Here is a 17,961-nt window from a genome sequence, read left to right as displayed (position 1 = left end):
TAAAATTGACTTTCTATGAATTTCTTATTATGATTAGTACAAGTAAAAAGAAAGGGGAATTTATTATGAAAAAATTCCACGGACTGGTACTTACAGCATTATTAACTAGTCTATTCATCCCATTTTCATTGGCAGCAAGTGCTGAAACAAATGAAAATGGTAATAATCCTACTACTACCACTGAAGAAAAAGCCACTGACTCTACTGAAAATACAACTCCTGATGAAAAAGCAGAAGAAACAGCACCAACAGATCCCACAGAACCAACAAAAGAGGCTATAGCAGAAGAACAGCCAAGTGAAACACAAACAACGATTGATATTACCGATTCTCCTGAAGTCTACTCTTATGAACAAAACAGTAAGATTGCTCTAGAGGATTTCACAAAAAATTTAAGTGATTACACAGGAATAACACTGACCAACTATCGTTTAGCCGACAATTCGCACTTAAGTACAGCAAATACAGGCATCCAAGAAGTAACTTTACTGGGTGAAAACGAAGAAGGTAAGACGACTGCAGTAAAATTAAATTATTTAGTAAAAGAGAAAAAAGCAAAATTAGCAATTACAGATATGAATTTTGATTTAGAAACAAAAATCTTTTCTGGAAAAACAAAACCATTTGCAAGTGTTTATATGAGTTCTCCTGAAGACGAAAATTTTGGTGAAGGACGAGTAGAAGCAGATAAGGATGGCAATTTTTATGCAGAATGGGCAACTTCACCAAAAGAAATCACAGCATATGCCTTTGACGATGAAGGCAATTTTAGTGAAGAAGTAACTTATAAAGTCCCAGCTAAAAAACAAAATGAAGCAGTTATTAAAGCTCCGACAAATGTAAAAAAAATCGAAACAAAAAGCTCTGTAAAAGGCACAACTACCAGTCCAACTAAAACGGCAAAAGCAGATACTGACAGCAAATCTGACTTGCCAAGCACAGGTGACAAAGGCGTTGAATGGATTTTCGTTGTGGCAGGTGTTATAGTTATTCTTATAGCAGTATTACTACTCAGAAAGCGTAAAAAATAAGCAAACTACTATAGGGAATAACTCAAATAAAAGGAGCGAATAATGAAGAAGTTATTGAGCGGTTTAATTATTATCTTAATGATTAGCCTACTTGGTCACTCCTTTAACGCAGAAGCCGCAACTTATGAAAAAATCATTTATGACAAAGCAGTTAATTTAAAAGGGGTAGTAAATCAGTCAAAACGAAATGATGGTATTAATAGTAAGATGTACAAAACGAGTAAAGATGTGAAATATCTCGGCTCTGCTAAAAAATACAACAAAAAAACACTGATTATTACTCGCGAAGGAAAAACAGCTAGAGCTAAATGGTATTATTGTAAACTTGGAAATACCAATATTGGTTGGATTGATGCACGTGCTTTTACAAATGTCGGCAAACCAACTATTGCTGATACAGTGCCCGCTCTTTGGAATAGCAAAAAAGCAATTATTACAACTAAGCCAAAAAGCACTTCAGCTACAACCTACTTGTATCAAAGAAATAGTGCAGGTAATTGGTACGAGGTTCGTCATTTTGGTAGCCACATTGGTAAGTGGGGTTTTGATCCTAAGTTCTCAGAGAAAAGCTCAGGAACTCCAGTGGGCGTTTATAAAACAGGAATCGCCTTTGGTCAAAAAGGAAATCCTGGAACGAAATTAACATTTAAAGCTATCACAAATCGAAGTTATTGGATTTCTAATTCAAATGACAAAGCATATAACACATGGCAAGAGCGTGCTTCTTCTAGTTCAGCTGATGAAAAAATGAAAATTCCACAATATAGATATGGAATGGAAATTAAATACAACTCTAAACGTGTTAAAGGGAAAGGGTCGGCTGTTTTTTATCATGTGGATTCCCCGAAATATAATTATACATTAGGTTGTGTCGCGCAAAGTGAAGCGAATACAAAAGCAGTGCTCAAATTTGCTGATAAAAATACACTTATTGTACTAGGTGAAGAAAGCAGAATTAAAACGTTTAATACGGTCAATTAAGCTAGAGATTTCTCTAGCTTTTTCTTTTGCCCAAAAAATCTGAGTAGCCTAACCCCAAAATTTAAGTTGTTTGACGTATAATGAAAAGAAACAAAGATATGAGGTGAAATGTTTTGACAAGCAAATCTTACATAATGGGCGTAGATATCGGCACTTCAAGTACAAAAGCAGTGATTTTTAATAAATATGGGGAAGTAATTTGTCGAGAAGCTACGCATTATGAACTAGTAACGGATGAAACTGGAAAAGCAGAAGAGAGTCCTACTGAAATTTTTGAGGCGGTCATAACATCTATCCAACGTGTAATGGAGAGTATTAATAAGAACGAATTAAGCGGAATTTCCTTTAGTTCTGCCATGCATAGTTTAATTATGATAGGAAGTAACGACGAGCTTTTGACAGAATGTATCACTTGGGCGGACGGACGAAGCAGTGAGGCGCTTGAAAATATAAAGAGAGATAATTACATGTTTCAACTATATGAAGCAACAGGGACGCCGATACATCCGATGAGCCCCTTTGCTAAAATTTGTTGGTTAAAAGAAGATGAACCGCAATTATTCCATCGCGCGGAGAAATTTGTTGATATTAAGTCTTACATTCTGAATCGTTTGTTCGACGTGTGGGTGATGGATGAATCGTTAGCATCAGGAACCGGACTTTATAACATTTTAGAACACGACTGGGAATTTGAGGCAATGGAAATAGTGAAATTAACACCAGACTATTTGCCAAAAGTAGTTCCAGAAACCTACCAGTTACATGGCGTGAAAAAAGAATATGCAGACTTAATGGGTATTCCGGAAAACTTGCCATTTATAGTGGGTGGAAGTGATGGGGCACTGGCGAGTATTGGTATTCAAGCGACAGGTAGAAATGATGTAACAATTACTGTGGGTACAAGCGGGGCGGTTCGTAAACTAACAAATGAATTTCAGATAGACTCACGTGGGCGCACTTTTTGTTATGGTGCCGGGGATGGTTATTTTATCGCAGGTGGAGCTGTAAATAATGGTGGCAAAGTGGTTGAATGGGGACTACAGCAATTCGGATCTAAAGATGAAATTCTTAACCGTGATTATGCTAGTTTTATTGCTCATATAGAGGAAGTGGCTCCTGGCGCTTCTGGATTACTCTTTCAACCATATTTACTTGGCGAAAGAGCACCGTTTTGGACTAATGATATTCGTGGCGGGTTTATTGGATTAACGATTAACCATACAAAAGCGCATTTTATACGTGCTATTTTAGAGGGAATTGCGTTTAATCTAGCGGAAGTGTATGAAGCTGTTTCGGCTCCAGATGATATAATTTATGTGACGGGCGGTATTTCTGGTCATGAGGCTTGGTGTAAATTACTTGCTGATGTTTTGGACCGTGAAATTCGGGTGCCTCATACTATTGAAGGATCAAGTTTAGGCGCTGCAATTATTGGTATGCGTTCTCTAGGATTTTTAAAAGACTTGAACTTGGAGCAAACTCTTCCAATTAAAGCAATTTACCATCCTAGTGAGAATACTGAAAAATATCGAGAATTACGCTCAATTTTTAAACAAGTAACTACACAATTAATGTCTAGTTACAGCATGTTAAATAGCTGGCAAAAGAAGTTTGATTATAACAGCTAAATTTTTGTTTTCATGATATAATCACTAAAAGAAGTGCGATAACGTGAAGTAAGGGGGAGAGACGATGAATAAAAAAATAGTTTGGATAGCTTTAACATTAGTAGGGATTTGTGTGGTTGGAACAATAATTGCTTCAGTCATGAGTGTTTACTTACGTTAAAAAATATTTCCCCGTTTTCTACTTGCACTTTTTACACTAAAAAGGTACACTAGTAATTGAGCTCTTTTCAGAGTTTGCGCTAAATATTTTTTATTTGGCATTTAATTATTGGTAGCAAATTTGTCGTGCTAGACGGGGAGGTAGCGGCGCCCTGTAACCCGCAATCCGCTCTAGCGGGGTTGAATTCCTCATTTGAGGCATCGTAATTGTTTGGTCTGCCCTCGACAAGTGGTGTTGAAGGTTGGGTCTTGCGCAATGGGAACCTGTGAACCATGTCAGGTCCGGAAGGAAGCAGCATTAATCAGTGCTTCTCATGTGCCGCGAGGTTGCCTGGCCTGAGCTAACTATCGAGGTAACGCAGGTGATTGCATGTCGATGTGGGGTGCGCGACACTAATTTTAAATATATTAAAAGACTATTTTGCTTAACGCGGAATAGTCTTTTTTCTACAAATCAACTTCTAATCTTAGAAAAATAATGTATAATACATTGTAAACTGGTACAATATAGATTAGTAAAGCAATTCATGACAAAGGATGAAAAGAATGCCACAATTAAAATCAAAAAAGAAATGGCTGCCAGCTCTAATTATCGCAATTTTAATAGGAATTATTGTTATTTTAGCAATTATGTTTGGTTTTTTTCAGCGCCAAGAAGTATTTGATAAATATGATGTAGCCTATGAAATAGATGGTAAATTATACGAAGTTTTCCCTATTAGTACAACAGATATTGGTGTAGATAAAAAATCTGCAGATAAGCATCTTTATTTTCGAGTAAACAGCTATTACAACATCGATTATTTATTCCGTCTTGCCTATAAACAATATGAAATCAACGAACCTTCTAGAAATAAATATTATTCTGGACTTATTGATTATAGTGTTGCCGATAATGCTTATGTTACGCAAAAAGATGTCTATATAACAAACGATGAATCCTATGCAACTTATGACTTTTTCGATAAAAATGGAAAGAAAATCTATTCCTACAATCCCGAAGAAACCTCAACGGATGACTACATTGTACGTATTAAACCCACAATTTTACAAGGCTATGAAAAGAGTGATATCGGTAGTTATGACGATTACCTAGATATTACAGCGTTATTCAAGGATAAACTTGGTATGGACGTAAAAGTACGAATGGATGATAATAAAAAAATGGTGATTTTCTCTATTAAATAAAAAAGAGCAGCCCAGAGTAGCTGTTCTTTTTCTGTATACAAACAAATTAGTCATTGTCTTTTTTGGTGTCTATTGTTTTTTTCTTTTGCTCATCTTTATCGGAAGGCTCTTTTATATCATCTGGAAATACAATCGAAAAATGCTCTTTTTTCACGACTTTACTATTTTTCGATTCTTCAGGCATATCTCGCTTTACTGCCACTTTTATCACCTCGACTTGTTGGTATTACTTAGCTTATGTTCATTATAACACAAAATAAGCATTCATTAAATTATACGGAACTGTGTAATGTTAGCGCTTACTTACACAGTTTTTTTCATTATGTGTGTAAGTCACATTTAACAATAAGAAAGATAACGAATACAAGCTGTAAGAGTATCTTTTCTTACGTTATAGGACTTGGCACGAAAATTGCAATAGAATAATACGAGTCTAAATGTAAGCCTTATCATGAAGCGGAGAGGAGGACTCCCATTATTTCACGAGGCGGTACAGAGATTCCATCTGGTTTGTTTTGGTAATGGGGATTGCTAGAACAAAGTAAACAGATATAGCTGACAAACTTAAAGGGATGTATACATAAAAATTATATTTTGTTTAAAGAGATGAGCGCTAAATAAAAAAAGGTTCATGGGAGGATAAAATATGAATGGATTAACAGCATTTTTAGAAAAGTATTTTGTGCCTGTAGCAGCTAAAATTGGTTCACAAAAACATTTGGTTGCATTGCGTGATGCTTTTATTTCAACAATGCCAATTACAATGGCTGGATCGATTGCAGTACTTTTAAATGCGTTTTTTAGGGATTTTCCAACTGACTGGGGATGGACAGGGTTCGTGGCAGCAATGCAACCACTTATCGAGATTAATGGATATGTATACAATGGGACGTTAGCAATTGTTTCAATTATTTTTGCTTTTTCACTAGGTTATAATTTATCAAAGGCGTATGAAGTGGATCGCTTAGCTGGGGGGCTAGTATCTCTTGCTGCTTTTGTTATGAACTTAACTGTTACTGTAAGCTTAGATGCAGTAAAAGCTGCAATTGCGGCTTCTAATGCTAATTTTGATGTCAATACTTTACCAAAAGAATTTGCTGGGATTTATGGATTCTTTAATCTTAGTCAAGTAAATGGTACCGGATTGTTTACTGCAATGATTTTCGGTTTTATATCAACTATTATTTATGCGAAATTAATGCGCAGAAATATTATTATTAAAATGCCAGATTCTGTTCCACCAGCTGTAAGTAAAGCTTTTGCGGCGATTATTCCTGCACTAGTTGCACTTTATGTTGTTGGTATTATTGACTGGGCATTCTTCAAAATCACTAATATGGACGTTATTACTTGGATTTCCAAAACAATTCAAGAGCCGTTATTGTCACTATCGCAAGGGTATGGAGCTGTTTTACTAGTTACTTTCTTAGTACAACTACTATGGTTCTTCGGGATTCATGGTCCAAACGTTCTTGCACCGGTTTTAGAATCACTTTGGGGGACAGCACAACTACAAAACATTAGTGCGGCACAAGAAGGCGCTAAATTACCATTCGAATGGGTACGTGGTTCGTTTGATGCGTATGTATGGATGGGTGGATCAGGCGGTACACTTGTATTAATTATCGCTTTACTAATGTTCTCGAAACGAGCGGATGCACGAACAGTTGCGAAATTGTCTCTTGCACCAGGTATATTTAATATTAACGAACCAATCATGTTTGGTTTACCGATTGTATTAAATACCATCTACTTAATACCATTCCTTATCGCACCAATGGTAATGGTAACAATCGCTTACTTTGCAACAACACTAGGGCTTGTTGGTCCAGTTAAAATTGCAGTAGTTTGGGTAATGCCGCCACTTCTGAATTCCTTCTTAGCAACTGGAGGAGATTGGATGGCGCCAGTAATTTCACTCATAAATATGGTCATCGCATTCTTGATTTGGGTACCATTTGTTATTACCGCAAATCGCGTTGGTGTACCAGAAGAAGAGATGAAAGCTTAGAAAATAATAAGTTTCTGGCTAGGAGCAGCTAATTTGTGCCTAGCCAGTATATCATGTAGGTAGTCCTGCGCCATTTTTATTCATTGCAAGAAGCGAAATATAAAGTTAAACTATAGAAAAGGAGGTTTTTTTAAATGATTATTCTTAATTGTCCAATGAAACGTGATTATATTACTGAATTACTTGAAACATACGATAAAGACGGTGTAACTTTTAAAAAAATTGCTGAACAAGGTATGAAACTTACTTTTGAAACAAACATTGAAGACGAAGAAAAAGCAGCAAAAATCGCCAAAGAAACAATTAAAGCAACAGAAATAGGTTCTGTACTCTATTTCCAAGTTAGTGTGGGTTGAAAATGAAAATTGTTAATGCACTATTTATTATTAGTATAGGTCTTATTATTATTATGTTTAGTCCTTCTTATGGAAAAGATGGAATGGCTAGTGTACCTCTTCTAGTTACAGGACTTGCGGTTGTTTTAATTGGCTGTGTATTCATCGTGCTAAAAATCCGTAAAGATAAGAAAGAAAAGAATTAGAAGGAGTCGATTGAAAAGTGAATGTCACACAGAAATTATATATTTCTCAAAAAGAATGCTTTGATACACTTGTCAGCTCAGCAATCTATGATGTGAAAAATGCCACTGGTAAAACAATTCAAATGCGGAAATTAGAGGGATATAAGTACCAACGGACAATGTCTAACGGCGCACTTGCTACTACAAAAATTGTAAAAGTAACTCCTTATGATTTGTATCAATTTGAAACAAGTAGCCGAGTAAATACACATACAACGACTTATACAATAAAAGCTACTAGCGAAACAACTTGCGAAGTGACATATAACGAATTAATTGAAACAGAAAAAGCAATGAATAAAATGAATAATATTATTGTTGGTTTTATGTTTGGCTTCTTCCGAAAAAAACGCGTGAAAAACTTGCTTAAATCAATTGAGCTTTCCGTTATTAATGAGAGTAAGAAGAAACAAGAGAAATTAGCTGCTAAAAGTGAACAATAAGGTTTGGAATCGGGCTTTTTCGAAGGTCTGGTTCTTTTTTGGTTTGGGGTTTTGGGTTGGATTTTAAGACTGTTTGACTTAAGATGGTTTTGATTATTGTTTTTTTTTGAAGCTAGCCCGACTCAGAGCGTTTTGAAAGTTCTGTTAAGGATTAAATCATCGCTTTGCTAAGATTTATATTGAAGAAGTAAATCAAAATAAAGTACATTTTGAAACTTCGGTTAAGGATTAAATCATCGCTGTGCTCAGATTTATATTGAAGAAGTAAATCAAAACAAACAACGTTTTGAAACTTCTTCAACAATACGTTATAATAAGACTACTAAAATGGTTTTAGGTGAAGGAGAGTGGCAGATGGCGTATCAGGCTTTGTATCGGGTTTTTCGGCCGCAGTCGTTTCAGGATGTTGTTGGGCAGGAACATGTGACGAAAACGCTTAAAAATGCCATTGTGCAAAATAAAACATCGCACGCTTATTTGTTTTCGGGGCCTCGTGGGACTGGGAAGACGAGCGCGGCGAAGATTTTTGCGAAGGCTATCAACTGTGAACACGGCCATGACGGGGAGCCTTGTAATGAATGTGAGATTTGCAAAGGGACGACGGATGGGTCTATACCAGATGTTCTTGAAATCGATGCTGCCAGTAATAATGGTGTTGAAGAAATTAGGGATATCCGGGAAAAAGTAAAATATGCGCCAACTGTGGCGAAATATAAAGTATATATTATTGATGAAGTGCATATGTTGTCGACGGGAGCGTTTAATGCGCTACTAAAAACGCTAGAAGAACCGCCGAAACATGTCATTTTTATTTTGGCAACAACAGAACCACATAAACTACCATTAACAATTATTTCACGGGTACAACGCTTTGATTTTAAACGAATCACGACCCAAGATATTATTGGACGTTTGAAATTTATTTTGGAAGAGGAAAAAATTCCTTATGATGAAAAAGCACTAATGATAGTAGCCCGTGCGGCTGAAGGTGGAATGCGTGATGCACTTAGTTTGCTTGATCAGGTTATTTCTTACGGCTCAGAAGAAGTTACAGTGGAAGATGCGCTGGAAATCACTGGATCTGTTGCTCAAAACCTGCTTACAAAACTAGTAAGTGCAGCATTTGACGGTGATGCGGCAGAAGCTATTTCAACACTTACAGCTTTACTTGCAGAAGGGAAAGATCCAGTTCGTCTGGTGGAAGATTTGCTTGTATTCTTTAGAGATGTGCTGCTTTATCAAAAAGCGCCGAATCTGGAAGAAACGCTAGAACGAGCTTTAATTGATGATGATTTTGTTGCTTTGGCAAAAAGAGCGGATTCGCTTAAAGTGTATGAGTTCGTTAAAATTTTAAATACGGCTCAACAACAAATGCGTTTCTCGAATCATCCAGGTATTTATGTCGAAGTTGCACTTGTACAGTTAACGCAAGCTGGTCAATCAGCAGTAAGTGGCGGGAATGTGCCGACAGATGCGGCTTCTGGAAGTGACTTTGCTGATTTAAAACGCCAAATGGAACAAATGCATCAAGAACTTCAGGCTCTAAAAAAACAAGTTGCAAATGGAGCCGGGGCAGCACCAGCTGAAAAGCCAGCACAAAATCGTGGCGGTTCTAAAAAAGCAATAAACAATGGTAAGCAATTTAAAGCACCTATTGGTAAAATTAATCATGTACTGGGTCAGGCTAAGAAAGAGAATTTACAGTTAATCCGTGGCTGTTGGGGTGAGTTGCTGTCAATGTTGATGGCGTCTCAAGCAGCTCTTTTAAATGACGCAGAACCTGTAGCTGCATCTGAGGATACTTTTGTGTTAAAATTTAAGCATGAGATTCACTGTCAAATGGCAATGGATAATCCCAACTTTGTCGAAACCATTACATCGAGTATTGCACGACTTACACAAGTGAATTATACTTTTATTGGAATCCCGGAAGATCAATGGGCTGAAGTAAGAGAAAATTTTCTTCATAGTCATGGTAGCGATGGAGACGCGGAGGAAAGTTCGGGACCAGAAGCTAGAAAACCAGCGGAAGATCCTTTTGTAGCAGAGGCGGCGAAACTCGTTGGCGAAGATTTGCTTGAAATTAAAGATTAAAAAACAATAGAAGAAAGAGGAGATTATTCATGCGTGGAATGGGAAATATGCAAGGTATGATGAAACAAATGCAAAAAATGCAAAAGGAAATGGCGAAAGCTCAAGCTGATTTAGAAGTTCAAGAATTTACTGGAACAGCTGGTGGCGGAATGGTTACCGTAAAAGCTACTGGTAAACGTGTCATTACAGATGTTGTTATAAATGAAGAAGTTGTTGATCCAGAAGATATCGAAATGCTACAAGATTTAGTCCTTGCAGCAACAAATGATGTATTAAAACAAATTGAAGATACTACTTCACAAACAATGGGCAAATTTACACAAGGATTAAATCTTCCCGGAATGTAATATTGTTTAGTTTGAGACTCTTGGATTATATACAAGAGTCTCAACTGTTTTTAAATAGAATGTTTCACGTGAAACATTATGTAATTTGAAGGTGAGAGGAAGACGAGATATGCATTATCCTGAGCCGATAACGAAATTAATGGATAGTTTTATGAAATTACCTGGAATTGGACCTAAATCCGCAGCAAGGTTGGCTTTTTATGTGTTAGATATGAAAGAAGATGATGTTTTAGACTTTGCTAAAGCGCTTGTAGATGCAAAAAGAAATCTAAGCTTTTGTTCCGTTTGTGGACACATTACAGATAAGGACCCATGTTATATTTGTTCAGATACTTCTCGTGATCGAAGTGTTATTTGTGTGGTGCAAGAATCTAAAGATGTTATTGCAATGGAAAAAATGCGTGATTTTCATGGCTTATATCATGTTCTTCATGGAACGATTTCACCAATGGATGGGATTGGACCTGAAGATATTAATATACCGGATTTGCTTAAACGTTTGCAAGATGACACGATTGAAGAAGTTATTTTAGCAACGAATCCTAATGTTGAAGGTGAAGCCACAGCGATGTATATTTCAAGACTCTTAAGACCTTCAGGGATCAAAGTAACTCGAATTGCGCACGGTCTTCCAGTGGGCGGAGATCTTGAATACGCAGATGAAGTCACGCTGTCTAAAGCTATGGAAGGGCGAAGAGAAGTCTAAACCGAGGTGATAAAATGGAGTCCAGAAGTAATAAGTTTGGTCGGAAAAAGAATAAAAAAATTGGTAAATTGCACAAATCCTATGATGCTTATTTGATGGAGTTAATTGACGTCACGCAAGAAAATTGGCATAAGCAGAAAGTTTTGTTGCGAAAAAGTTTTGAGTATGACCCTAATTTAGAATATGAAGAGAAAAAGGCCGAAGCGCGCTATTTTTATCTTTTTAAAGAAGCTAGAACAAGACAATTAAAGAAATAAATAAAAAATCTACTAAACCATTTCGGAATAGTAGATTTTTTATTTTAAATTTCAGAGCGGACGTACATTACGTCTGGGGCGTGGCTAACGCGTTCGCCATTATTTAAGCGGTCAACTTGATGCATATCCGCTTCTGTTAATTCAAAATCATAAATTGCTGCATTTTCTTTGATTCTGGAAGGTGTTTCAGATTTTGGAATAATCGAGATATTGTTTTGCAAATGCCAACGAAGAACAATTTGTGCAGGCGATTTTCCGTGTTTTTTTGCTAAGTCAATAAGAATTTGCTCTTCTAGTACTCCGCCGCGACCGAGTGGGCTCCACGCTTGGTGAACAATATGTAACTCTTCTAAGTAACGATGCAATAAACGGTTTGGAAAGTGCGGATGCGTTTCAAGTTGATCAACCACTGGAAGAACATTTGCGCTTGTGCGAAGACGATCCAAGTGATGCGCTTCAAAATTACTTACTCCGATAGCGCGAACAAGCCCTTCATCATATAGTTTTTCCACAGCTCGCCATGTTTCAAAAAATGTATCTTGTTTAGGCCAATGAACTAAATATAAATCAATTTGATCTAGTTGTAGTTTCTTCTGAGATTTTTCAAAAGCACGAAGCGTCTCGTCGTAGCCTTGCTCCGTATTCCACATTTTTGTCGTTACAAAAAACTCGTCACGTTTTAAGCCACTTGATGCAAAAAAGTCTCCGAGTTCTTTTTCATTATGGTAAAATGAAGCCGTATCAAACAAGCGATATCCAACGTCTACAGCAGTTTCCAAAGCTGTACGCATACGCTTTTCGTCAGTGAGCTTGTAGACTCCAAAACCATGTCTAGGCATTTCAATTCCATTGTTCAATTTGTATGTATCCGAGAAAGAAAGTGTCATTTAAATAGCCTCCTACTTTAGTTTATTAATTTAAGCATACCAGAAAATGGATCATTTCTGTAGAAAGAAGGGGCGAATTTGTAGAAAATTTTTTATATATTAAGAAAGGCGTGAGAAAGTGAGACAACCTTTTCAAATTTTAGTGATACCGTTTATAAAAAATAAAGATAAATATCGGTTTGGCGTTTTGCTTAGGAAAGAGGAAGAAGTTTGGCAATTTGTAGCTGGTGGTGGAGAAGAGGATGAAACAATTGTGGCAACTGCGAGAAGAGAAAGTGCCGAAGAGTTGAATTTGGATAAACGTTTTCAAATTTACCAGCTAGACTCTCTCGCTCATATTCCGGGTTATCATTTTTCATTTAAAAGGCCTTATGTGATTCCAGAGTACTCTTTTGCTATAGATTTATCTGTTTGCTTATCTGATGTAAAATTATCTTTGGAACATAAGGAGTTCAAATGGGTTTCGTATGAAGAGGCGTTTAAGTTATTGGCGTGGGACAGTAATAAGACGGCGCTTTATGAGCTGAATGAACGATTAAAAAACCATGATATGAATGTAATAGAAAAAGGCTGATTTTCAGCCTTTTTTAACTCTTAATGAAATTATTTAGTACGTGCGCAATTCCGTCTTTATTGTTGGATAAAGTAATGGAGTTGGCTACTGCTTTTAATTCAGGAACGGCGTTGTCCATGGCGATACCTGTTCCAGCATATTTGACCATAGTGATATCGTTATGTCCATCTCCAAAAGCGATAATGTTTTCAGCGTGAATGCCCATTGGTGTTAAAACAGTGTCGAGAGCTTTGGCTTTGTCGATATTTTTTGCTGTAAACTCAAAGTAGAAATCTGCTGTAAAGACGCAGTTAAGAGTATTTTTAAAAGGAGCCATCATGGCTTGGTAATTTTTTTGCATATAGTCTGGGTCGCCGGCAGTTAGTATTTTATTGATACGATAATCTAAAAATGCTGCTAAATCTTCTTTTTCACATAGCTTGAAGTTGCCACCGCGAGATTCATATTGAATGATGTTAATTTCTTCGCCTTTGTAAGGGATATAACAGTCGTATACATTGTTCACATACATATAGTCGTCTTTATCAATCATGACTTTTACTTCAAATTGCTTCATATGTTCAAGTACAGCTTTTCCTTCTGCAATAGTGAGCGTCTGATTAAATAATTCTTCTTTTGTTTGGCAATCAACAACTTTGGCACCGTTGTAAGAAACGAGTAAGCCGTGATATGTTTCCATTTCTAATTGCTCGGCGTACAGGTGCATTCCGGTTGTTGGTCTGCCAGATGCGAGGATGAGTTTAACGCCATTTTGTTGCGCGGTGATGAGTGCTTTTTTAGTTTCGGGTGAGATTTTTTTGTCGTCATTTAATAAAGTGCCATCAATATCTAAAATAATCGCTTGTGTTGTCATGTGAGTTTAGCTCCTTTTTTCTTCATTGTATCATTAGAAAATAAGGAAAAGTTAGAAGTGATAAATATTGAGAGCTTTTTTTCAGTTCGAAAGGAAAATAGCAGTCTTTTTGAAAAATCATTCCAATTCGGCGTTCATTTTTTGATAATTAGTTGTTTTATACTGGATATTTTTTTCGTAATCGTGATTAAAATAAACCGAATAAAGCGTGTCGAAAATGCTTAGTAATGACTGCCTAGTTGAGAACGAGGAGACTTTGTTGTAATGATTCTCAGCGGATGCCATATAAATTTTGTGTGTAGCAAATTTGGCTAAGGAATTTTGTTGCATGGAAGTAATTAAGATAATGTCGACATTGTTTTCAGACAGAATATGGACGACTCTTTGAAGTGTCCGGCTTCGTCCGCCGTAAGAAACCACAATGGCAATATGGTTTTTATCGCTATTTGCTGCAGACAAGCTTTGGATGTAATCTTCCTCAGGAACGTTGACTAGAACACCAATTTCCTGCATTTGAAATTTAAAATTTTGAGCAAAGAATAAGTTAGCAGAAGCTGCGTATACATCAATGATTTTCGCATTGACCAATTTTTCACCAATCCTTACGAGTTCTTCTGGATCAGCGTTATTTAACGTTTCATCAATGGTTCCTTTGTATATTTGCTGTAGGTTGGTCATAATCTGGTAAGGTGTATCTGATTCTAAAATAGGATAATCGTAATTTATTTCTTTTTCTGTGGTTGTTTCACGAAGACTTGAAGCGATTTCGATTTTTAGTTCACCAATACCGTTTAGTCCTAACTTGTTGATTAAGCGATAGATGGTTGCGGTGGAAACGAATGCAGATGTGGCTAGTTCTTTAGGCTTGAATTGAAGTGTTTTTTTCGGATTTGCCAAAATGTAGTTGGCAAGTTCTTTTTCGCTATTCGTTAAATTGGCTAATTCTCTTATTTTAATTAATATATTCATCGTTTCAAATCCTAACTTTTTAGAATGGCAAATGGATCATAAGTAATTATACCACGGAAAATTTACGTTAAAAAAGGTTGGCGTCCCGATGGAAATTTAGCCTTTTATAGAGTGGGTTTTCGCATTAAAAAACCCCCGAAAGTTAGATTTTTAGGTCTAACTCCTGGGGGTGGTTGTAATTCGTATTATTTTTTTGATAACTGAAATTTTTTATAGAGCTTAAATCCTATAAAAAAGATACCAATAACTAACAGAGCTTGCAATACAATTGGTATGTAAGGTGCTATCCACGACATATTTATGCCTCCCTTTATCAAACGTATGGTTAATTTTCTCTTGTTGTTTTGATTATAACATATTAAATTAAGTACAGCATTTTCGCATTAAAAAACCCCCGAAAAGTTAGATTTTTAGGTCTAACTTTTCAGGGGGGAATTCACACTGCTCGTCTTTTTAATTTTATTTTTTCTCTATCCAGTGGTAACTGAATGGAGCGCCGAATAAGTGATGAGAAATGCCGGTTACTTTAGGGCTTTGGAGAGCTGCTGTACCTGCTTGATAAAGTGGTGCAATACCAACATCATCCATTAGTATTTTCTCTGCATCAAGCATTGCTTGCCAGCGTTTTTCTGGTTGTGTTGCATAAGTGGTAGAAGCATCGGTTAGCAGTTTATCATATTCTTTATTAGAGTAGTTAGAGCGGTTGTAGTTGTTGTCTGTCATCGTTGTCGATAGGAATGTGATAGGATCTTGGTAGTCCGGGCCCCAACGAGTTAGTTCTAATGTATAATCTTCTGTCTCGTCTAATTTTAGGCGAGCTTTGTAAGGAACGGTTTTGATTTTAATTGTTAGTCCATCTAAGTTTGATTCAAGTGCACTTTGTAAGAACTCTGTAGATTTTTTGTTGAAGTCTTGATCATCGCCAAGCAGTTCTACAGTGAGTGTATCGATTCCTAGCTCTTCTTTCGCTTTTTTCCAGTATTCTTTGGCTGCTGCTTTGTCGGTTGTTAATAAGTCACCATTTTCTTTCCGGAAATCTTCTTTTGTTTCGGGATTGAAAGTAAATTCGGCAGGAACAAAACCATTCATTGCAGTAGAGCCGTTACCCATGACTGTTTTTACTAAGGATTCTTTATCCACGGACAGCGCGAATGCTTTACGTGCATTTTCATTCGCAAAAAGAGTGGATTTTCCAGCTTGCTTTTGGTTGAATTTTAAGTAATAAACAAAAGCTTCTTTTTCGGTAGTGTAATCACTATCGTTTTGTTTTTGTTTTGCGTAGTCACCTGTAAGTGTTGCGCGGTCTAACTTGCCAGTAGAATATAAATTAACAGCAGTTCCTGGTTCTTTAACAACTTGCATATTAATTGTGTCTACTTTTACTGTATCTTTGTCCCAGTAATCTTTGTTTTTCTCGTATTTCCATTCTTTGCTAGTATTATTCCAATCTTTCATCACAAATGGACCATTATAAATCATATGATCGCTATCTTTGGCATAATCATCGCCTTGTGATTCTGAATATTTTTCATTTTGTGGGTAGAATGTTGGGAAAGTTAAAAGAGAATGAAAGTATGGTGTTGGATTTTCGAGTGTGATTTCGAGTGTAGTATCATCAAGTGCTTTGACACCAAGTTCTTCGGGTTTCTTTTTACCATTAATAATATCTGTCGCATTCGCAATCAGCCCATCAAAAAGGACTGCGTATTCTGCTGCGGTTGCGGGATTAACAATTTTTTGCCATGCGTAAACGAAATCATGAGCAGTTACTTTTGTACCATTAGACCATTTTGCATCGTCTCGTAGTTTGATCGTGTATACTTTTTGGTCATCAGAAATTTCTGGGTCACTTGCTGCGACACCTGGTTGCGTTTGATCATCCTTATCTAAGTAGTAAAGACCTTCAAAAACTTGATTTTGTGCTGTAAAGCTAACGCCATCGGTTCCTTTAACAGAATCCATGGATGGGATTTCAGCGGATTCCATTAAATTAACAACTTTTTTATCCCCTTTATCCCCTGTAGAAGTTGTTGCTTTATCTTTAGAACTATCATTGCCGCCACATGCTGCAAGAACGAGCCCTAACGTCAAAATAAAAAACGCAATTACAATATTTTTCTTAACCATAGTAAACCTCCCTATTTTTTGGTACATAATTTAGTTTATACTAAATATTAAGAAAAATAAAGAGTTTTTAGTTAATTCTTTCAATTGAAATAATTAATAAACCCTCAAACTGTGAAAGTTCAAGGGTTTACGAATTTATTTAATTTCAATTGTTTGAAGATTTGCTGCGATGACTTCTGGTTTTTCATCCATTTGAACTTGAGCAGCAGTAGCATAAGCACCTTCTAAAATTGGTGCGTTGAAGAGGATAATTTCTTTTTCGCTGATTTCTTCTACGGTTTCAATGTTCATTTTGGCGCTTCCTAAATCATAGAAAGTGTAGACTTTATCAGCTTCGTTACTTTCAATTGCTTCGTTCACTGCATCGAAACTTGTGCCAATTCGGCCATCTTCTGTTCCGCCTGCATGTGTGATAGAAACATCTGGAGCAATTTCTTTGATAATATCATGAACCCCTTTGGCAACATCTTTGGAGTGAGAAATAATGACAACACCATAAGGTTTAGCCATAAGTTAGCTCACCTCCGTTTGAAGCATAGCATGGAAGAGCAGGGCGGAAGAGTATGCGCCTGGATCAAGGTGACCAATGGAGCGTTCACCAAGATAACTTGCACGCCCTTTAGTTGCCTTTAAATCTTTTGTTTTTTGTAAGGCCGCGTCAACTACATCATCTGTTAAATCTTCTTGATGGAGCGCATGAACAACTGGTTCCCAAACATCAATCATTGTTTTTTCACCTGCATGAGATTTACCGCGTTTTTCAATTCCTTCAAGGCCAGCTTCAATTACTTTTGTCAGACCGATTGCATCGATTGTATCCGAATCAACTGCCTTACTCATATTTAGAAAAGCTGTTCCGTAAAGTGGGCCAGATGCGCCGCCAACTTTGCTAACCATTGTCATTCCAGCTGTTTTAAAAACATCTTTTAAATCTGCGGGTTCTTTTTCTGTGAAAGCTTTTTTTAGTTCGCTAAGACCGCGAGCCATATTAATACCGTGGTCTCCGTCACCAATCGCTTGATCGAGATCACTTAATAATTGTTTGTTTTCTTGTACGCGTTCGCCGAAATCATTTAACCAACGTAACGCCCAATCTTTATTATAAGTCATTTTTCATTCCTCCAAA

Annotated in this window: 20 protein-coding genes and 1 other RNA gene; 14 read left to right on the top strand and 7 right to left on the bottom strand. The window is 36.7% G+C overall.

The features are described from left to right. The first annotated feature begins 65 nt into the window (after positions 1-65). The 5 genes from LWE_RS13660 to LWE_RS13640 all read left to right on the top strand — a co-directional run bounded on the left by LWE_RS13660 (position 66) and on the right by LWE_RS13640 (position 4,987). Positions 66-1,031 (top strand): LPXTG cell wall anchor domain-containing protein, encoded by a 966-nt coding sequence (locus tag LWE_RS13660; RefSeq protein ID WP_011703357.1) that lies wholly within the window; start codon positions 66-68, stop codon positions 1,029-1,031. A 42-nt stretch (positions 1,032-1,073) separates the two neighbouring features. Continuing rightward, on the top strand, positions 1,074-2,012 hold the full coding sequence (locus LWE_RS13655) for a GW domain-containing glycosaminoglycan-binding protein (protein ID WP_011703356.1): 939 nt from the start codon (positions 1,074-1,076) through the stop codon (positions 2,010-2,012). A 113-nt stretch (positions 2,013-2,125) separates the two neighbouring features. Further along, the gene (locus LWE_RS13650; protein WP_011703355.1) at positions 2,126-3,640 is read left to right on the top strand and encodes a gluconokinase; all 1,515 of its coding nucleotides are present in this window, start codon (positions 2,126-2,128) and stop codon (positions 3,638-3,640) included. A gap of 283 nt (positions 3,641-3,923) precedes the next feature. Continuing rightward, an RNA gene (gene ffs, locus LWE_RS14510) (signal recognition particle sRNA large type) lies at positions 3,924-4,190 on the top strand. 155 nt (positions 4,191-4,345) lie between these two features. Continuing rightward, entirely contained in the window at positions 4,346-4,987 is a 642-nt protein-coding gene (locus LWE_RS13640) for a hypothetical protein (protein WP_011703352.1), read from the top strand. Between the two features lie 46 nt (positions 4,988-5,033). Here LWE_RS13640 and LWE_RS14690 read toward each other — a convergent pair whose 3' ends face one another. Then, a complete protein-coding gene (locus LWE_RS14690; RefSeq protein WP_011703351.1) occupies positions 5,034-5,189 on the bottom strand; it encodes a hypothetical protein in 156 nt (51 codons plus the stop codon). Between the two features lie 444 nt (positions 5,190-5,633). Between LWE_RS14690 and LWE_RS13630 the strand changes: the two genes are divergently transcribed. The 8 genes from LWE_RS13630 (at position 5,634) to LWE_RS13595 (ending at position 11,425) form a co-directional block, all read left to right on the top strand. Next, the gene (locus LWE_RS13630) at positions 5,634-6,998 is read left to right on the top strand and encodes a PTS sugar transporter subunit IIC (protein WP_011703350.1); all 1,365 of its coding nucleotides are present in this window, start codon (positions 5,634-5,636) and stop codon (positions 6,996-6,998) included. A gap of 134 nt (positions 6,999-7,132) precedes the next feature. Continuing rightward, complete coding sequence (locus LWE_RS13625) at positions 7,133-7,354, top strand: hypothetical protein (RefSeq protein WP_003721028.1); 222 nt, start codon at positions 7,133-7,135, stop codon at positions 7,352-7,354. 2 nt (positions 7,355-7,356) lie between these two features. Further along, positions 7,357-7,539 (top strand): DUF3188 domain-containing protein, encoded by a 183-nt coding sequence (locus LWE_RS13620; RefSeq protein ID WP_003728589.1) that lies wholly within the window; start codon positions 7,357-7,359, stop codon positions 7,537-7,539. A 17-nt stretch (positions 7,540-7,556) separates the two neighbouring features. Beyond that, entirely contained in the window at positions 7,557-8,021 is a 465-nt protein-coding gene (locus LWE_RS13615) for a DUF3284 domain-containing protein (RefSeq protein WP_011703349.1), read from the top strand. 354 nt (positions 8,022-8,375) lie between these two features. Continuing rightward, positions 8,376-10,115: a DNA polymerase III subunit gamma/tau gene (dnaX, locus tag LWE_RS13610; protein ID WP_011703348.1), complete on the top strand. Its 1,740-nt coding sequence runs from the start codon at positions 8,376-8,378 to the stop codon at positions 10,113-10,115. Between the two features lie 29 nt (positions 10,116-10,144). Beyond that, positions 10,145-10,462 carry a YbaB/EbfC family nucleoid-associated protein gene (locus LWE_RS13605; RefSeq protein WP_003754047.1) on the top strand — a complete coding sequence of 106 codons (318 nt, stop codon included), beginning with the start codon at positions 10,145-10,147 and terminating at the stop codon, positions 10,460-10,462. A gap of 109 nt (positions 10,463-10,571) precedes the next feature. Further along, positions 10,572-11,168, top strand: a complete 597-nt coding sequence (gene recR / locus LWE_RS13600) for a recombination mediator RecR (protein ID WP_011703347.1) — start codon at positions 10,572-10,574, stop codon at positions 11,166-11,168. Between the two features lie 14 nt (positions 11,169-11,182). Then, positions 11,183-11,425 carry a YaaL family protein gene (locus LWE_RS13595; RefSeq protein WP_011703346.1) on the top strand — a complete coding sequence of 81 codons (243 nt, stop codon included), beginning with the start codon at positions 11,183-11,185 and terminating at the stop codon, positions 11,423-11,425. A gap of 44 nt (positions 11,426-11,469) precedes the next feature. Here the strand turns inward: LWE_RS13595 and LWE_RS13590 are convergent, their stop codons facing one another. Continuing rightward, on the bottom strand, positions 11,470-12,312 hold the full coding sequence (locus tag LWE_RS13590) for an aldo/keto reductase (RefSeq protein ID WP_011703345.1): 843 nt from the start codon (positions 12,310-12,312) through the stop codon (positions 11,470-11,472). A 118-nt stretch (positions 12,313-12,430) separates the two neighbouring features. Here LWE_RS13590 and LWE_RS13585 point away from each other — a divergent pair, with 118 nt between their 5' ends. Next, complete coding sequence (locus LWE_RS13585) at positions 12,431-12,886, top strand: NUDIX hydrolase (RefSeq protein ID WP_011703344.1); 456 nt, start codon at positions 12,431-12,433, stop codon at positions 12,884-12,886. Positions 12,887-12,899: 13 nt separating this feature from the next. On the opposite strand, the gene LWE_RS13580 is transcribed toward LWE_RS13585, so the two are convergent. The 5 genes from LWE_RS13580 to dhaL1 all read right to left on the bottom strand — a co-directional run bounded on the left by LWE_RS13580 (position 12,900) and on the right by dhaL1 (position 17,945). After that, positions 12,900-13,739: a Cof-type HAD-IIB family hydrolase gene (locus LWE_RS13580; protein WP_011703343.1), complete on the bottom strand. Its 840-nt coding sequence runs from the start codon at positions 13,737-13,739 to the stop codon at positions 12,900-12,902. Positions 13,740-13,856: 117 nt separating this feature from the next. Continuing rightward, positions 13,857-14,708 carry a MurR/RpiR family transcriptional regulator gene (locus tag LWE_RS13575; protein WP_011703342.1) on the bottom strand — a complete coding sequence of 284 codons (852 nt, stop codon included), beginning with the start codon at positions 14,706-14,708 and terminating at the stop codon, positions 13,857-13,859. 459 nt (positions 14,709-15,167) lie between these two features. After that, positions 15,168-16,835 (bottom strand): peptide ABC transporter substrate-binding protein, encoded by a 1,668-nt coding sequence (locus LWE_RS13570; protein ID WP_011703341.1) that lies wholly within the window; start codon positions 16,833-16,835, stop codon positions 15,168-15,170. Between the two features lie 135 nt (positions 16,836-16,970). Beyond that, positions 16,971-17,345, bottom strand: coding sequence for a dihydroxyacetone kinase phosphoryl donor subunit DhaM1 (gene dhaM1 / locus LWE_RS13565; protein ID WP_011703340.1), 375 nt, complete (start codon positions 17,343-17,345; stop codon positions 16,971-16,973). Between the two features lie 3 nt (positions 17,346-17,348). Further along, a complete protein-coding gene (gene dhaL1, locus LWE_RS13560) occupies positions 17,349-17,945 on the bottom strand; it encodes a dihydroxyacetone kinase ADP-binding subunit DhaL1 (protein ID WP_011703339.1) in 597 nt (198 codons plus the stop codon). Positions 17,946-17,961: the final 16 nt, after the last annotated feature.

The sequence above is a fragment of the Listeria welshimeri serovar 6b str. SLCC5334 genome, from assembly GCF_000060285.1.
Lineage (GTDB): Bacteria > Bacillota > Bacilli > Lactobacillales > Listeriaceae > Listeria > Listeria welshimeri.
The sequence above is the reverse complement of the archived record's forward strand: the minus strand, read 5'-3'. Positions and strand labels throughout refer to the sequence as shown.

Excerpts from the sequence above, each read along its gene's own strand:
- LWE_RS13660 (WP_011703357.1), top strand. The coding sequence starts at position 66 with ATGAAAAAATTCCACGGACTGGTACTTACAGCATTATTAACTAGTCTA.
- LWE_RS13655 (WP_011703356.1), top strand. The coding sequence starts at position 1,074 with ATGAAGAAGTTATTGAGCGGTTTAATTATTATCTTAATGATTAGCCTA.
- LWE_RS13640 (WP_011703352.1), top strand. The coding sequence starts at position 4,346 with ATGCCACAATTAAAATCAAAAAAGAAATGGCTGCCAGCTCTAATTATC.
- LWE_RS13630 (WP_011703350.1), top strand. The coding sequence starts at position 5,634 with ATGAATGGATTAACAGCATTTTTAGAAAAGTATTTTGTGCCTGTAGCA.
- LWE_RS13625 (WP_003721028.1), top strand. The coding sequence starts at position 7,133 with ATGATTATTCTTAATTGTCCAATGAAACGTGATTATATTACTGAATTA.
- LWE_RS13620 (WP_003728589.1), top strand. The coding sequence starts at position 7,357 with ATGAAAATTGTTAATGCACTATTTATTATTAGTATAGGTCTTATTATT.
- dnaX (WP_011703348.1), top strand. The coding sequence starts at position 8,376 with ATGGCGTATCAGGCTTTGTATCGGGTTTTTCGGCCGCAGTCGTTTCAG.
- LWE_RS13605 (WP_003754047.1), top strand. The coding sequence starts at position 10,145 with ATGCGTGGAATGGGAAATATGCAAGGTATGATGAAACAAATGCAAAAA.
- recR (WP_011703347.1), top strand. The coding sequence starts at position 10,572 with ATGCATTATCCTGAGCCGATAACGAAATTAATGGATAGTTTTATGAAA.
- LWE_RS13595 (WP_011703346.1), top strand. The coding sequence starts at position 11,183 with ATGGAGTCCAGAAGTAATAAGTTTGGTCGGAAAAAGAATAAAAAAATT.
- LWE_RS13590 (WP_011703345.1), bottom strand. The coding sequence starts at position 12,312 with ATGACACTTTCTTTCTCGGATACATACAAATTGAACAATGGAATTGAA.
- LWE_RS13580 (WP_011703343.1), bottom strand. The coding sequence starts at position 13,739 with ATGACAACACAAGCGATTATTTTAGATATTGATGGCACTTTATTAAAT.
- LWE_RS13575 (WP_011703342.1), bottom strand. The coding sequence starts at position 14,708 with ATGAATATATTAATTAAAATAAGAGAATTAGCCAATTTAACGAATAGC.
- LWE_RS13570 (WP_011703341.1), bottom strand. The coding sequence starts at position 16,835 with ATGGTTAAGAAAAATATTGTAATTGCGTTTTTTATTTTGACGTTAGGG.
- dhaM1 (WP_011703340.1), bottom strand. The coding sequence starts at position 17,345 with ATGGCTAAACCTTATGGTGTTGTCATTATTTCTCACTCCAAAGATGTT.
- dhaL1 (WP_011703339.1), bottom strand. The coding sequence starts at position 17,945 with ATGACTTATAATAAAGATTGGGCGTTACGTTGGTTAAATGATTTCGGC.